This window comes from Empedobacter sp. UBA3475 (assembly GCF_002378465.1).
Lineage (GTDB): Bacteria > Bacteroidota > Bacteroidia > Flavobacteriales > Weeksellaceae > Empedobacter > Empedobacter falsenii_B.
The window spans coordinates 25,213-40,191 of sequence record NZ_DFRA01000032.1 but is presented as its reverse complement, the minus strand read 5'-3'; the positions used below and the strand labels follow the sequence as shown (position 1 = coordinate 40,191).

Here is a 14,979-nt window from a genome sequence, read left to right as displayed (position 1 = left end):
ACAGTTTTTTGGATATTGCCTTTTTTTGTAACTTTTTCCAAATTTTAATCAATCAATACCAATGGAACTATATTATTCTTTTTCGGTTCTAATTGTTCTTGCTGCATTATTTTCTTATGCAAACCTTCGATTCCTAAAATTACCTGGAACAATTGGAATTATGATTATCGCCATGTTAGTATCTATCGCTATCCGTTTATTGGGAGATAGCTATTTTCCTGATGCTACAAAAGACATGTTTCAACTCTTTAATAGTTTAGACTTCAATGAAATATTGATGGGCGCAATGCTTAATTTTCTGCTTTTTGCAGGCGCAATGCACGTTAATATTCTCGATTTGAAAAACTTGAGATGGACAATTGCTACTTATGCTACAATATCAGTAGTATTATCAGCATTTATTATATCAGTAATTTTATATTACATTGCGCCATATTTTGGTATTCAAATTCCGTATATCTATTGTTTATTGTTCGGAACATTAATTTCACCAACTGATCCAATCGTTGTATTAGGAATTTTGAAACAAGCAAAAGTTCCTAAAATTATTGAGACAAAAATTACAGGAGAGTCACTGTTTAATGATGGTGTGGCCGTTGTAATGTTCGCAGTAGTTTTACAAATAGCAACTAATCCAAGCTTTGATGCTGATTTTTCAAGTGTTTCAAAATTATTTTTAATGGAAGCCGGAGGCGGAATCTTACTTGGATTATTACTTGGATTTACAGCGTCTAATTCGATGAAAAAAATTGATGATTATAAAGTTTCAGCTTTAATTACATTGTCGATTGTAATGGGAGGATTTTTGATTGCAAAAGAACTTCATATTTCTAGTCCTTTAGCTATGGTTATCGCAGGTTTAATAATCGGAAATTATGGAAAGAAATTCGCAATGAGTAAAACAACTCAAGATTATTTAAACAAATTTTGGGAGCTTATTGATGAGGTAATGAATGCCATTTTATTCCTTTTTATAGGTTTCGAATTGTTGTTAATAGAAGATTTAATGGATCAAATTCTATTAGGAATTGCCACAATTTTTATAGTCCTATTATCTCGAACATTATCAATTGTTATTCCAGCTCGTACTATTTTAAGAAAAAACACTTTTTCTAAAGGTTCACTTATTGTCTTGGTTTGGGGAGGAATTCGTGGAGGAGTTTCAATTGCGTTAGTTCTTTCGATGCCAAATTCGGAATGGAAAGATTTGTTATTAGAGATTACATACATCGTTGTTTTATTTTCAATCGTTATTCAAGGTTTAACTGTAGGTAAAGTGGCTCATCGTGTTCTAAAAGACGAATCTGATGAAGCAAATAAAGAAGAAATGGAAGATTATCTTAATTCATCTAAATTGTAAATAATTTTAAAATATACAATTAAAAGGAGCAAGCGCATCTATAGATGCGCTTGCTCCTTTAACAGAAGTTTAGAACTTAAAATGGTTTAGTTCACGAATTAATCTTTATTTTTAATAGAAATTAGAACAAGCCAACAGAATGAAATTAAAGGATTTATCTAATCAACTCGAAATATCTTTAGGAAGTTTACAGAATTTTATCAATGATTTTAATATTGATTTGAGTTTTTGTATTGACGAAAATTTTAATGTAACACAACAATTTATAACATTTTCGGAAGAGAATAAAGATTTCTTAAAAAGATATGCCGAAGATTATTCCAAAGAAAAAACAATAGAAGAAATCGCTAAAACAATTGGAGCGAAAGAAGAAGAAGTGCTTCATTTTTTTGTGACAAATGGAATTCCTGCCGAGGTTGCAAAGCAGATGAAAACGGGAGTGTCAAGTTATTTGATTCATTCTTACATTGGGGGAAAATATCCGTTTATAGAAAAAGCATTTCCGCAATGCGAAGATTTTTCTGGTAAAAGTTTAGTTGGTTATACTGATTTGTATTTTTATATGACTGATATGTTAGATCCATTTATCAGCAAAGATCAAGGAGAAAGTTGGGGAATCTCAAAACCTGCTGGCTTGATTTTGTATGGACCTCCAGGTAGTGGGAAAATATATTGGGCAAAGAAAATAGCGGATATGATTGGTTACGAATTTGTACATATTTTCAATGATTATTTAGTTGGGAATTTTGATAACAAAAAGAATAAATTCTCCGATTTTCTTTCAAAAAAGATGAATCAACCTAAAACATTATTGTTTATTGATTCGTTCGACGAAATATTACATTCTACTTCTGTAAATACCATTTATCCCGAAATGGTCGATTTGTTTTATTCCGTTCTTAGACATATTCAGAAAAATGATACGAAAGAACTTTTGATTGTTGGAGCTGTTGAATCTTTAGCAAATTTGAATGATGAAATCGTTGCACCTGGTCGTTTTGATTTACATATTCCGATTTTTCCTCCAACTTTTGACGAGCGCAAACAATTACTTCTACATCACATGACTACGAATTTGGCGCAAGATTCTCCGTTATTATCAATTTTGAAAAATCAAAATGCGTTGAACAAAGATTTCTGGACGCCTTATGCGGCTGAAATGAAAATTTTCTCAAATACAATGATGATTGATTTTACACAATCGCTTAAAAAACGTTTATATGCATTATACAGAAAAGATGAAACGAAAAATATTGTGATGACAGAAAAGGTATTGTTTTCTGCATTTCAAGAAGCAAAATCGAAATTAACGCCTGATTATTTAAAACATTGCGCAATTTTCTTAACAGAAGCCAAGCAAAATGTTGGTCAAGATTTTCCGCATCGTCTGATCGAATTAAATGCTGATTTAGAGTTTTATTTATCATCAAAAGAAATTCCGATTACTAAAATTGGTTTCAAGCAAAGTGATGATACTGTTGAGATAAAATCGGTAGAAGAAAATAAAGAAACATAAAAAAAGCTCCTTGTAAGGAGCTTTTTTATTATAAAAACTAAATTGTTTTGAATTTTAATAATAAAATATTGCTTTTGTAAAGATGTAATTCTTTTCCTGAAACTTCGTAACGATTTACACTTTTCAACATCGATAAAAATGCTTTTTCTTCTTGCAAATTAGGACAAGCCATTTTAGTTTCAGAAAAATTAACAAAGCTTGTAACGCCGCTAACTTTTGTAAAAGAAGCATTGAAATTGTTGCAACCTGCAAATCCACTTACAGTCGAATTAGCTTCGTCAATAACCAACATCACGTCTTTATCGTACAAACCTTTTACTACGTTGTTATCGTTGATCAAATACCAATTTTGATTTGAAATCGAAACTTCCGCTTTAGGTTTAATTTTAGCAGTACTTGCGCTTGTAGAACAAGAAGTTGCTATAAAACTCATCAAAATAGTTGCTGAAAATAAAGTTACAATCTTTTTCATTTTTCGGAATATTTTATCTCAACTCAGCGTTGAATTTTTCTTGATACAATTTGATTAATTTATTCATTAAACCATCAATTTCTTGATCGCTTAATGTTTTATTTTCGTCTTGAATCATAAAACTTAAAGCATACGATTTTTTACCAGCTGGCAATTTATCTCCTTCGTAAACGTCGAATAAATTAACGGCTTTCAACAAATTCGTTTTGACTTCTTTTGTCGCTTTGTACAATTCTTCATATTTCACAGAAGAATCAAGCAATAAAGCTAAATCTCTACGAGAACCTGGGAATTTAGAGATTTCTTTGTATTTCAAATCGTGTTTGTTTGCTAAAGCAACCATTGCATCCCAATTTAATTGAGCAAAGAAAACATCTTGATTAACGCCTAATTTTTTTGCTAATTTTTTGCTGATGATTCCAAGTTTTCCTAATGATTTTTGACCAGAAACAAATTCAATTCCATCTAAGAAATTATCATCTTTTGCAGGTAACTCATCTGTAATTTGAATATCTAATCGAACAAAAATTTGTTTAATCAAACCTTTCAAATCAGCAAATGAAGCTTTACGTAAATTTCCTGTCCACGATTCGCTATTAAAGTTTCCTGAAAGAACGATTCCTAAACATTTATTTTCTTCGTAAATACCATCAATTTTGCGATAAACTTTCCCAAATTCAAATAATTTAACATCCGAATTACGACGGTTGATATTGAACGCAACATTTTCTAATAAACCATTCAATAAAATGCGACGCATTACAGCTAAATCAGCAGAAAGCGGATTTAACATTGCAACACTTTCACCTTCTGGATAAAAGAAAATTTCTTCGTATTCTCTTTTCGTTAACGAGTTATTCATCGCTTCATTGAATCCGAAAGAAATCAATTGACGCGCAATAAAATCTTCGATTTTATCTGGACTAACTTTTTGATTTGGAACATAAGAAAACGAGAATTTTGAAGGAATTTCGATATTATCGTATCCATAAATCCTCAAAATATCTTCAATCAAATCTACATCACGTTGTACATCTACACGATAAGCTGGAACTTCTAAATCTAAAATTCCATCATTTTCTGACAAAATTTTAATTTCTAAATTTTCTAAAATCGATTTGATTTTATGTTCTGGAATTTCAACTCCTAATAATTCAACCACTTTATGTAAACGTAATTTTACATTAAAGTTTTGAATAGGATTTGCATAAATATCATCAATATTAGATGCAATTTCAGCACCAGCAATTTCAACTAACATCATCGCAGCTTTCTTCAACGCGTCGATAGTTATGTTAGGATCAATTCCACGTTCAAAGCGGAAAGAAGCATCCGTATTTAATGCATGTGCTTTCGCTCCTTTACGAATTGTTACTGGCTCGAAATATGCTGATTCTAAGAAAATAGTTGTCGTTGCATCCGAAACTCCAGAATCTTTTCCTCCGAAAACTCCAGCAATACACATTGGATTATTCTCGTTGCAAATCATCAATTCATGTCCTTTTAATGTACGTTCAACGCCATCTAAAGTTGTGAATTTTGTTCCTTCTGCTAATTTCTGAACGATTACTTTATTTCCTTCAATTTTAGCTGCATCAAAAGCATGTAAAGGTTGTCCTAAATCGTGTAAAATGTAATTGGTAATATCAACCACATTATTAATTGGCGATAATCCTATAACTTTTAAACGATTTTTTAACCAATCTGGCGACTCAGCAACTTTTACATTTTTTAAGTAAACACCTGCATAACGAGGCGCTGCTTCTGTATCTTTAACCTCGATAGAAATAGGATTTTTTCCGAAATCTGTCGTAGGATAATTTGATACATCATATGTTTTGAATGTTGACGCGATATCACGAGTTTTAAGGGCCGCATGTAAATCACGCGCTACACCAAAATGTGACATTGCATCCGCACGATTTGGCGTTAAACCAATTTCGATTTCGTGGTCAACTTCATCATTTTTTCCGAATAGGTCGAACGTAGAAGTTCCAGGTTTTAAATCTTCTGGTAAAACTAAAATACCAGAATGATCTGTACCAATTCCTAATTCTACTTCAGAACAAATCATTCCGAAAGATTCTTCACCACGAATTTTTGCCTTCTTGATTTTAAATTCACCATCTGGTGAAGGTAAAACCGTTCCGACAGTTGCAACAGGAACATTTTGACCTTCTGCAACATTAGGAGCTCCACAAACAATTTGCGTTTCTTTTCCGTCTCCTAAATCTATTTTAGTAACTCTTAATTTATCTGCGTTTGGATGTGGCACAGCTGATAAAACTTTACCAACTAATACGGTTTCCAAATAATTTTTAGCTCCACCTACTTGTTCTACACCTTCAACTTCTAGACCCGTACTTGTAAGTGTTGAAGACACTTCATCAAGTGTGATATCTGTATCAATGTAGGTTTTTAGCCAATTGTATGAAATTTTCATTGTATTGTATAAATGAATTTTATGTATTCTTTTTGATTATGCGTTTAACATAACTGGCATAACTAGCATTAAGATTTCTTCGCCATCTTCTAGTCCATCAACTGGTTTGATGATTCCTGCACGATTCGGTTCAGACATTTCTAATGTTATTTCTTCTGATTGTAAATTGTTCAACATTTCGATTAAGAAACGAGAATTGAAACCGATTTGTAAATCAGTTCCGTTGTAATCACAAGGAAGTCTTTCTTCTGCTTTGTTTGCAAAATCGATATCTTCAGCAGAAATTGTCAATGAATTTCCAACTAATTTTAATCGAACTTGGTTTGTTGTTTTGTTAGAGAAAATTGCCACACGTTTCAAAGATGTCAAGAATAAGTTTCTGTTAATCGTTAATACATTTGGATTTTCTTTTGGAATTACCGCTTCATAATTAGGATATTTACCATCAATCAAACGACAAGTTAACACGATGTTTTGGAATGAAAAACGTGTATTTGTATTGTTATATTCGATTGTTACATCGTCATTATTTCCTCCTAAAATATTTTTCAATAAGTTAAGTGGTTTTTTCGGCATAATATATTCAGCAGCTTGTAAATTGTCTAAGCCATTGCGAGTATATTTTACCAAACGATGCGCATCTGTAGCAACAAAACGGAAAATATCTGCATTTGCTTGGAAGAAGACTCCTGTCATAATTGGACGTAATTCGTCGTTTCCTGTCGCAAAAATAGTTTTGATAATTGCTTCTGATAAAATGCTTGCACTAAGTGTTGTAGAGCTTGCGTCTTCGATATCTGGCGTTTGAGGATATTCGTTTGCGTCTTCGAATGCTAACTGATAATTTCCTTGTTCTGAAACAATTTCCAACGTATTTCCTTCTTTTTGGATAAAAGTAAGCGGTTGCGCAGGGAAAGTTTTCAACGTGTCAGTTAAGATTTTTGATGGAATTGCAATTTTTCCATTATCATTAGACTCAACTTCTAAAGTTGTTGAAATTGTTGTTTCTAAATCAGAACCAGTGATAGTTAATTGGCTACCATCCAATTCGAATAAAAAATTATCAAGGATTGGTAAAGTATTATTAGAGTTTATAACCCCTCCGATTAAGTTAACATTTTTTAATAACGTGTTGCTCGATACAATAAATTTCATATGAAGAATATTTCCTTAAAATATCTAACAAATGTAATAAATAATCAAGTAAAAAACTCAAACCTATACATTAAATATTATATAGAATGGCTTGTTGTTGATTATCAAATAGAAAGATGATTGTAAATTGATTGTTATTATTTGTTTAAATTTTCTTTGAATTAAAAACTTTTCACCCGTAAATTTGTCTTGTATATCGAGACTTTTAACAAATCTTTTTGACCAAATCTCATCCAAAAAGATTAATTTGAATTTAAAATACTATTCTATGAAAATTGAATTGAATTTAGAAGGAAAAAATGGAGTTTTTATACTTCTTGATGAGAATAATAAAGAAGTTGGTGAATTAACTTTTATGCTGAAAGAAAAACAAATGTTGATTAATCATACAGGTGTTAATCCCGAATTGAGAGGACAAGGTTTGGCCGAAAAATTAGTGTTAGAAGCTGTAGATTACGCAAGAAAAAATCAGTTGAAAATCATTCCATTTTGTAGTTATGTGAGCGTTTATGTTGGTAAACATCCAGAAGTACAAGATGTAATTTAGAAAATTATGAATTTAGAAAAAGTTTTTGAACACAACCAAGAGTGGGTAAATAAACGTTTAGGACAAGACGAGCAATATTTTGATAAGCTTTCGGCTGGTCAAAATCCAGAAGTGCTTTACATTGGTTGTTCGGATAGTCGTGTGACGGCAGAAGAGTTGTTGGGAGCGGAGCCAGGTGAGGTTTTTGTACACCGCAATATTGCTAATATGGTAATTAGTTTGGATATGAATACCACTTCTGTTTTAGACTATGCGGTAGAACACCTAAAAGTGAAACATATTATAGTTTGTGGACATTATAATTGTGGAGGGATTAAATCTGCAATGATTCCGAAAGATTTAGGAATGATGAATCCTTGGTTGCGTAATATTCGAGATGTTTATCGTTTACATTCAGAAGAATTAAATGCAATCGAAAACGAAGGAATGCGCTATAATCGTTTGGTAGAGTTAAATGTACAAGAACAATGTGTAAATGTGGTAAAAAATCCTTTCGTGCAACGTGCTATGGAAAATGGATTGGAAGTACACGGTTGGGTGTTCGATTTGTTTACTGGGAAATTAATTGATTTGAATTTAAACTTCGATAAAATCTTAGAAAATATCAAAGAAATCTACGATATCAACGAATAAATTTAACATTTTGTTATATCTGGTATAATAATTGTTCTTAAGACTGTTAACCAAACTATATCAATGATTAAAAACCGTTGGATAAAAAAAATAGGTATCGCTTTAATTTCTATTATTGCGGTACTTTTTATTTTAAGTTTTTACATCTCCTATTTTCTGAATGATCGACTTCCAAAAATCATTGCAGAAAAAAACGATACGGCTTATAATCTGACTTACGAAGATTTGAGCTTTTCTATTTTTAATTCGTCTTTATCACTAAAAAATGTTGAAGTTTCTCCAAAAGATTCTTTGTTGATAAAGGATTCGATTGATGCAACAGGAAAAGTGAAAGAAATAAATGTTGTCGGTATCAATTTTATAAAATTAATTACCAAAAAAGAAGTTACAGCATATTCAATCAACATCAATAATCCCTCTGTAAATTATTATCTTAAAGAGAAAAAAGATTCGGTCAAAAAAGATACAGCGCAATCCAAAGTTGGTCAAAGTATTGATGTTTCCAATGTAAATATAAACAACGGCGAATTCAATTTGTATTCTCAATCAGGGAAAAAACATATTGCAAATGTTTCTAATTTTTCGATTGATTTTGACGGTGTTCGTTTCAATGAGCGAACAGCGGACAAAAAAATTCCGTTCAGATATTCTGCTTTTGATATTAAATTAGATTCGATGTTTTTTGTGGTTAAAGATCAACAATTGATTAGAGCACGAAAAGTTCGTTTTAATGAAACTGATTTTGAGTTGGATAATTTCTTGATGAAACCACTTAAAATGAACGGAAAAATGTACGTTCCAAACGATTCTGAAAATGATTTATTGGATATTGAATCACCACTTCTTTCGCTTTCTAAGATGGATTGGGGATTTACTTCAGAAGATAAATTATATTTTAAAACAGATTTAATCAAATTCAAAAATCCAAAAATTGCCATTATTTCTGCCAAACCTGAGAATAAAGTTGAGAAACAATCAACTAAAAAAGTAAGCATAAAAACGGAAGATGCGGAGTTAATTAATATCAAAAAATTACAAATAGAAAATGGTAAAATTCGTTCACTCTTCTCGAATGCAAAAACGGTAAAATATGCAATAAATAATGTGGCGTTAAATATCGAAGGAATAAAAATGAATGCGTTGACACGCACAAATGATATTCCGATTGATTATAAAACTTTCCGTATTAAGTTGGATTCGATGTATTATCGATTGAATGAAATGCACACGTTAACAGCATCTAATTTTGATTTAACTGAAAAGAAATTGATTCTGAAAAATTTCAAAATGAAACCATTAATTTCAAAAAATCAATTTAATCGAAATTATACAAAATCAAACACATTATTAGATGTCGAAGCGCCAATTTTGACGTTGAATAATAACAGTTGGGGAATCAAAAATGGTGATTTTTATTTTCATACCAATTCAATCAAATTGGATGAGGTAAATGTGAAAATCATCGATCAAAAGAATGAAAAAGTTATTGCGAAGAAAGTTGAAAAAGCAACAGAAAAGTTCTTGATTAATTTTAACCTTGGAATTGATACAATTCAAATCAAGCAATCGCGTTTTATAGCTTCTCAAAAATTTGATTTCAATAATGTTAATTTGACGGTTTTAGGATTGAAAAATGATTATGGGAAAGAACTTCGAATCAATCAGGTTATTTTCAAAAATCCAAAATTTACAATTTATGGACAGCCAAGACGAGTGGCGCAACGAGAAGGAAAAACGTCAAAAGAATTTAACGATGTTATAAAAGTCGATAAAATTTCGTTGGTAAATGGACATTTAGATGTGATTCCTTATCAACAAAAAACGCCGAATTTAACATTGAAGCAAATTCAGTTAGCGTTTAATCAAATTAATGTTGATCCAAAAACAATTCAAGAAGCGATTCCTTTTTCTTATAAATCTGTATTACTGAAATCTTCGGGAATCGATTTTGATTTAGGAAAAATATATAAGATGACTACTGGAGCTTTGCAGTTTCAGAATGGAAATTTGACGTTAAATCAATTAAAATTGACACCAAAACTTACTCGAAAAGCATATACTGCATCTTTGCAAAAACAAGCTGATTTGTATACTGTTTCTGTGAAACAATTGCAAGGAAACGGTATACAATGGGGAATTTCGCCTTCAAAAGATTTTTTCTTGAAAGCGAATCAAATAAAATTGAACCAGCTTTATGCAAATATTTATAGAAGTTTGGTTCCACCTGATGACACAAAACGTAAAACAATGTTTTCACAAAAATTACGTGAAATGAAATTCGATTTAGGGGTGAAACAGTTGCAATTGGTCAACTCTAAATTAGAATATGAAGAGGAAACGGCTAAAAGTATTGGAACAGGAAAATTGACGTTTTCGTCGATAAATGCAAGGGTTAAAAATGTCAATTCGGGTTATCGTAAAATATCTTTACCAAACGTTGATGTTGATTGGCATTCAGAATTTATGAATGGAGATTTGCGTGCAAATTGGACATTTAATCCAATGAATCGTTCAGAGAAATTTAATATCAATGGTTCAATTTCAAAACTTCCTGCAAAAAATCTCGATCCTTTTGTGAAACCATATCTTAAGGTTTCTGTTGATGGATTTTTCAATCAAATAAAATTTAATTTTGATGGAAATGATAAAGTTGCTGGAGGAAATTTTGGAATAGATTATCAAAATTTGAAAGTGAATGTTTTGCGTGATGATGGTTCGAAAAGGAAATTATTATCAGCAGTTGGAAATGCAGCGGTAAAGAATGATTCTCGTGGAAAAATGAAAGAAGAAAAAGTAGAAAATATCGAACGAAAACAGGATAAATCATTTTTTAATTTCTTTTTAGCTTGTATCTTAGACGGTCTTAAAAAAGCACTTTTAATTATTTAAGAAAATGAAAAGAACAGTCTTCATAACCGGAGCAACATCTGGCATAGGAATGGCGACAGCAAAGAAATTAGCACCAAATTATCGTTTAATTTTGTGTGGGCGTCGTCAAGAACGATTAGATGAAATTCAGGCAGAATTGAGTCAAATTACGGAAGTAAAAACCATTCAATTTGATGTTCGAGACAAGGAAGCTGTTTTTAATGCAGTAGAAAGTTTAGAAAATGAGTGGAAAAATATTGATGTTTTAATCAATAATGCGGGAAATGCGCACGGATTAGCACCTTTTGATACAGCTGATTTGGAGGATTTGGAAGCAATGATTGATATCAATGTAAAAGGATTAATTTACGTTTCGAAAGCAATTATTCCAATTCTTAAACAATCATCAAATGCTCATATCATCAACCTTTCTTCGATTGCGGGAAAAGAAGTTTATCCAAATGGAGGAACATATTGTGCGTCGAAAGCGGCGGTAGAATCGTTAAGCAAAGGAATGCGTTATGATTTGTTACCTTACGGAATCAAAGTTTCCAATATTGCGCCAGGAGCGGTAGAAACAGAATTTTCTTTGGTTCGTTTCAAAGGAAATCAAGAACTTTCGGATAATGTATACAAAGGTTTTGAACCATTGGCTGGAGAGGATATTGCAAATGCAATAGAGTATTTGTTGCAACAACCAGAACATGTACAAATTGCTGATGTTACAATTTTTCCAAAAGCGCAAGCTGGAGGAACTGTTTTCTTGAAAAAATAATCTATTTCGAAAAATTGATGTCGATAAATAAGGACGGAAGTAAAATTCGCTTTTTAACGGAAAATGCAAATGCGAAAGTTTTTAAAAATGTGTTGATGAGTATTAACAGCGATGATCAACAAATGTACATGATTATGGATGGTGAAATTACGGCATCCGAAATGAACAAAATGGTAAAAGAATCTAATAAATAATAAAAAAGCTGAGCATCGCTCAGCTTTTCTATTTCAATATTTTTTCATAACAAACACTTTCTTCGATGTCTTTGTATTGATCGTAATTTTCGATTCTTGTGTAATCACATCGTTCATACAACGCGATTGCTTCGGGTTGTTTCAATCCGGTTTCCAAAATACATCGTTCATAATTTAATTCGATTGCCCAATTTTCTAACTCATTCAGAACTTTAGCTGCAATTCTATTTCCTCTAAAATCAGGATTTACATACATTCTTTTCACTTCCATCGTTGTATCATAATAATGTTTTATAGCGCCACAACCAACAGGATTTTCGTTTAAATAGGCGATAGCAACGTGATTTATTTTGTCAACTTTATTGTATTGCGAAAAGAAAGAATGAAATTCGCCATTTCTTATCGCTAAATCTTTATCTAATTCTGTTACCAATTCTTGAAAATCTTTGTTAGAAGAATTTGTTCGAATGATTTTTACTGAATTCATTTTATTGCTTTTCCTCAAATTTAATAAAACTTAAGTTTTTTTTGTAACGCTAAATTCTATTTTGTTCTGCAGTTTTTTCCGCTTGTTTCGCTTCTTTTACTTTCTGGTTTCCGAAATTGTATTTCAAATTCAACATAAAATATTGTGTATCGCGATAATCTTTGAAATATTGATTTTGGTTTGCGTATTTCGTAGAAATCGTATTGCGATCAGTTTTAAAAATATCATTGAAAACCAAACCAATTTCAAAACGTTTATCCCATATTTTTTTGTTTAAAATCAAATATGTATTTTGAGAAGAACTAATATCAAATGAAGCTTGAATAGCTGGGGAATTATAATGATATCCTGTCGAAATATTAAATGTTTTTGCTTTGTCTAAATCCAATTGAGTGCTTAAAGAAATATAATAAGTAAACACATCATTTTTGTATTGTTGTTGATCTGGTCCGAAAAAATAATTTTGATTATATTCCACAAATGTAAATAAATTCAGTTTCCACCACGATTTTAGATTAAAATTTTTCGAAAGATTTGCTCCAAAAGCTTCTCCATTTTTGATGTTTGTAAAATGATAAACTGTTTCGAAAGTTTCAGGATTTTGAATAGAAATTTCCATCGCTGGATTTTTCTCGTATCGATAATAGGCTTCAAAATTCCAATCTTTCAAAGTGTAAGATAAACTCAAATTGTGAATAATCGTAGAAATTGCATTGGCATCGCCCTGAAAATAAGAAAACAGATTGTAATATGATTTTGAAGGATTCAAGAAATTATAATCTGGTCGATCAATTCTTTTTCCATAATTCAAACCAATTTGTCCAGTATTTTCAAAATTATACATGACGTATAAAGTTGGAAAAAGATCGGTGTTTGTTCGTTTATTTTGGCTAATTGGATTATCAGAAATCGTATTTATAAGAGCTGTTTCAGATCTCAAACCAGCTTTTGCTTCCCATTTTTTCCATTTGTAATTTCCAGAAATATACAACGCAAAAATCTGTTCTTTGTAATCAAAAATATTACTTTTTTCGGGTTGATATTCGATTTGATTTTGAATCGACTCAAAGAAATCTAAATCATTATCATTCTTCACAAAACTATATTTCGCTCCCGCTTCCAAGCCGAAATTTTCATTAGTGAAACTATAATCAATTTGTGTAGAAAATAGATTCAATTTTTGAAGTGCAGCACTCAAAAAACGATTTTCTTCATAAGGTTTATCCTTGAAATTCAGTTTTGTTAAAACATCTTGATTTTCTTTGTAATAACGATGACTAAAATTGTTACTCCAAGTCAAATTATTTTTCGCAATTTTTTTGTCATAAACCAAATACGTATTAAAATTATTTGAAGCTTCGCGACGATGATTTTGTGTTTTATAAAATGATTCAAGTTGATTATTTGTTGTATTGTAAATATTTGTCGGAACGTTATAATTCCCAATTGAAGCAGGATTTCTAGAACCATTTATTCCAAACTGAAAATTCTGTAAACTATCAATTGAATATTGAGAAGCAAAGTTGTAAATATGTTGTTGTTTCGCAACTGTTCGACGAATCATGTCACTTTCCCAGCGTGTCTGATCTTTTTCATAAGTTGTTACATCAAAATTCTTGCGAACATATTTTCCATTCACAAAATAATAACTTCCTGTCAATTGCCATTTTTCTGTATTGTAAGATTGGGTAGTACCCAGCATTCCTTTGCTATAAATAGATTGATGATAACGTGTCGCAATTTGTCCTTTGTAACCAGAAAGCACATTTTTCTTCATTTTAATATTTATAATCGCGCTTCCAGAAGCTTCATATTTTGCAGGCGGATTGGTAATGACTTCAACCGAAGAAACTGTTGCACCATCAGTATTTTCCAACAATTGTTTCAAATCATCTTGGGACATTAATGTTTTTTTATCATTAATTGTGACTAAAATTTGCGTATTTCCTCTCACACTTAACTGTTCATTTTTTAGAAGAACATTTGGCGTGTTTTTCACGATATCCCAAGCACTTAAATTTTGCAAAGGCGTATTTTCGACATTAAATTCTATTCGATCAATTTTTCGTTTCAACAAAGGTTTTTGACTAGAAAAAACAACGTCTTTTAAGTTAATTGTTTCATCTTTTTGAAGCGTAATAATCAAAGAGTTTTCTGAGTTAGCTTGATATGTCTTTTCAAATTCTTGGTAACCAAATTCTTTAATGTAAATTGTAAATGATTGTGCTTGATGAAGCTCAAAATTAAATTCGCCATTTTCATTCGATTCAGCTACAATTGGATCTTGTGAAGGAATTTCAACTTCAATAGAACTATTTTTGATTGGTTGATTTTGCTCATCGATAATTTTTCCAGAAATAATTTGTGCAAAAATTAAATTTGGAAGTAGCAGAAAAAATGTTATTACTATTTTCATGGTTCAGATTTTTAACAAATCTCTTTCAAGTTTCGATTTTACTTGGTTAATGAACGGTTAACGATGAGTTAATGTGTAATTTATGTGCGAAAACAATGTATTTTTGAATTGAT

General features: G+C 31.0%; 12 protein-coding genes. 7 read left to right on the top strand and 5 right to left on the bottom strand.

The window, feature by feature from the left end:
* Positions 1-61 precede the first annotated feature (61 nt).
* Positions 62-1,360 carry a cation:proton antiporter gene (locus B3I31_RS07140; RefSeq protein ID WP_286496087.1) on the top strand — a complete coding sequence of 433 codons (1,299 nt, stop codon included), beginning with the start codon at positions 62-64 and terminating at the stop codon, positions 1,358-1,360.
* A gap of 139 nt (positions 1,361-1,499) precedes the next feature.
* The gene (locus B3I31_RS07135; protein ID WP_219034953.1) at positions 1,500-2,876 is read left to right on the top strand and encodes an AAA family ATPase; all 1,377 of its coding nucleotides are present in this window, start codon (positions 1,500-1,502) and stop codon (positions 2,874-2,876) included.
* 37 nt (positions 2,877-2,913) lie between these two features.
* Here the strand turns inward: B3I31_RS07135 and B3I31_RS07130 are convergent, their stop codons facing one another.
* From B3I31_RS07130 to dnaN, 3 genes are read right to left on the bottom strand one after another with little or no spacing between them, the layout of a single operon-like run.
* Entirely contained in the window at positions 2,914-3,348 is a 435-nt protein-coding gene (locus tag B3I31_RS07130) for an META domain-containing protein (protein ID WP_219034952.1), read from the bottom strand.
* Positions 3,349-3,361: 13 nt separating this feature from the next.
* Positions 3,362-5,791 carry a phenylalanine--tRNA ligase subunit beta gene (gene pheT, locus B3I31_RS07125; protein WP_291050907.1) on the bottom strand — a complete coding sequence of 810 codons (2,430 nt, stop codon included), beginning with the start codon at positions 5,789-5,791 and terminating at the stop codon, positions 3,362-3,364.
* A 36-nt stretch (positions 5,792-5,827) separates the two neighbouring features.
* Entirely contained in the window at positions 5,828-6,946 is a 1,119-nt protein-coding gene (gene dnaN, locus B3I31_RS07120; protein WP_038337242.1) for a DNA polymerase III subunit beta, read from the bottom strand.
* Positions 6,947-7,214: 268 nt separating this feature from the next.
* On the opposite strand from dnaN, the gene B3I31_RS07115 reads away from it, so the two are divergent.
* The 5 genes from B3I31_RS07115 (at position 7,215) to B3I31_RS07095 (ending at position 11,963) form a co-directional block, all read left to right on the top strand.
* Complete coding sequence (locus B3I31_RS07115; protein WP_125350239.1) at positions 7,215-7,493, top strand: GNAT family N-acetyltransferase; 279 nt, start codon at positions 7,215-7,217, stop codon at positions 7,491-7,493.
* 6 nt (positions 7,494-7,499) lie between these two features.
* Positions 7,500-8,126, top strand: a complete 627-nt coding sequence (locus B3I31_RS07110) for a carbonic anhydrase (protein ID WP_219034949.1) — start codon at positions 7,500-7,502, stop codon at positions 8,124-8,126.
* A gap of 63 nt (positions 8,127-8,189) precedes the next feature.
* Positions 8,190-11,015 (top strand): hypothetical protein, encoded by a 2,826-nt coding sequence (locus B3I31_RS07105; RefSeq protein WP_291058578.1) that lies wholly within the window; start codon positions 8,190-8,192, stop codon positions 11,013-11,015.
* A gap of 4 nt (positions 11,016-11,019) precedes the next feature.
* Positions 11,020-11,769, top strand: coding sequence for an SDR family NAD(P)-dependent oxidoreductase (locus tag B3I31_RS07100; protein ID WP_219034947.1), 750 nt, complete (start codon positions 11,020-11,022; stop codon positions 11,767-11,769).
* Positions 11,770-11,786: 17 nt separating this feature from the next.
* A complete protein-coding gene (locus tag B3I31_RS07095) occupies positions 11,787-11,963 on the top strand; it encodes a hypothetical protein (protein WP_286496092.1) in 177 nt (58 codons plus the stop codon).
* A 28-nt stretch (positions 11,964-11,991) separates the two neighbouring features.
* Here the strand turns inward: B3I31_RS07095 and B3I31_RS07090 are convergent, their stop codons facing one another.
* Positions 11,992-12,450, bottom strand: coding sequence for a GNAT family N-acetyltransferase (locus B3I31_RS07090; RefSeq protein ID WP_286496093.1), 459 nt, complete (start codon positions 12,448-12,450; stop codon positions 11,992-11,994).
* A gap of 49 nt (positions 12,451-12,499) precedes the next feature.
* A complete protein-coding gene (locus B3I31_RS07085; protein ID WP_286496095.1) occupies positions 12,500-14,866 on the bottom strand; it encodes an outer membrane beta-barrel family protein in 2,367 nt (788 codons plus the stop codon).
* Between the last annotated feature and the right edge of the window lie 113 nt (positions 14,867-14,979).

Bases quoted from the DNA above. Each gene is read 5' to 3' on its own strand.
- pheT (WP_291050907.1), bottom strand. From the start codon at position 5,791: ATGAAAATTTCATACAATTGGCTAAAAACCTACATTGATACAGATATC.
- dnaN (WP_038337242.1), bottom strand. From the start codon at position 6,946: ATGAAATTTATTGTATCGAGCAACACGTTATTAAAAAATGTTAACTTA.
- B3I31_RS07105 (WP_291058578.1), top strand. From the start codon at position 8,190: ATGATTAAAAACCGTTGGATAAAAAAAATAGGTATCGCTTTAATTTCT.
- B3I31_RS07135 (WP_219034953.1), top strand. From the start codon at position 1,500: ATGAAATTAAAGGATTTATCTAATCAACTCGAAATATCTTTAGGAAGT.
- B3I31_RS07085 (WP_286496095.1), bottom strand. From the start codon at position 14,866: ATGAAAATAGTAATAACATTTTTTCTGCTACTTCCAAATTTAATTTTT.
- B3I31_RS07110 (WP_219034949.1), top strand. From the start codon at position 7,500: ATGAATTTAGAAAAAGTTTTTGAACACAACCAAGAGTGGGTAAATAAA.
- B3I31_RS07130 (WP_219034952.1), bottom strand. From the start codon at position 3,348: ATGAAAAAGATTGTAACTTTATTTTCAGCAACTATTTTGATGAGTTTT.
- B3I31_RS07140 (WP_286496087.1), top strand. From the start codon at position 62: ATGGAACTATATTATTCTTTTTCGGTTCTAATTGTTCTTGCTGCATTA.
- B3I31_RS07095 (WP_286496092.1), top strand. From the start codon at position 11,787: ATGTCGATAAATAAGGACGGAAGTAAAATTCGCTTTTTAACGGAAAAT.
- B3I31_RS07115 (WP_125350239.1), top strand. From the start codon at position 7,215: ATGAAAATTGAATTGAATTTAGAAGGAAAAAATGGAGTTTTTATACTT.
- B3I31_RS07100 (WP_219034947.1), top strand. From the start codon at position 11,020: ATGAAAAGAACAGTCTTCATAACCGGAGCAACATCTGGCATAGGAATG.
- B3I31_RS07090 (WP_286496093.1), bottom strand. From the start codon at position 12,450: ATGAATTCAGTAAAAATCATTCGAACAAATTCTTCTAACAAAGATTTT.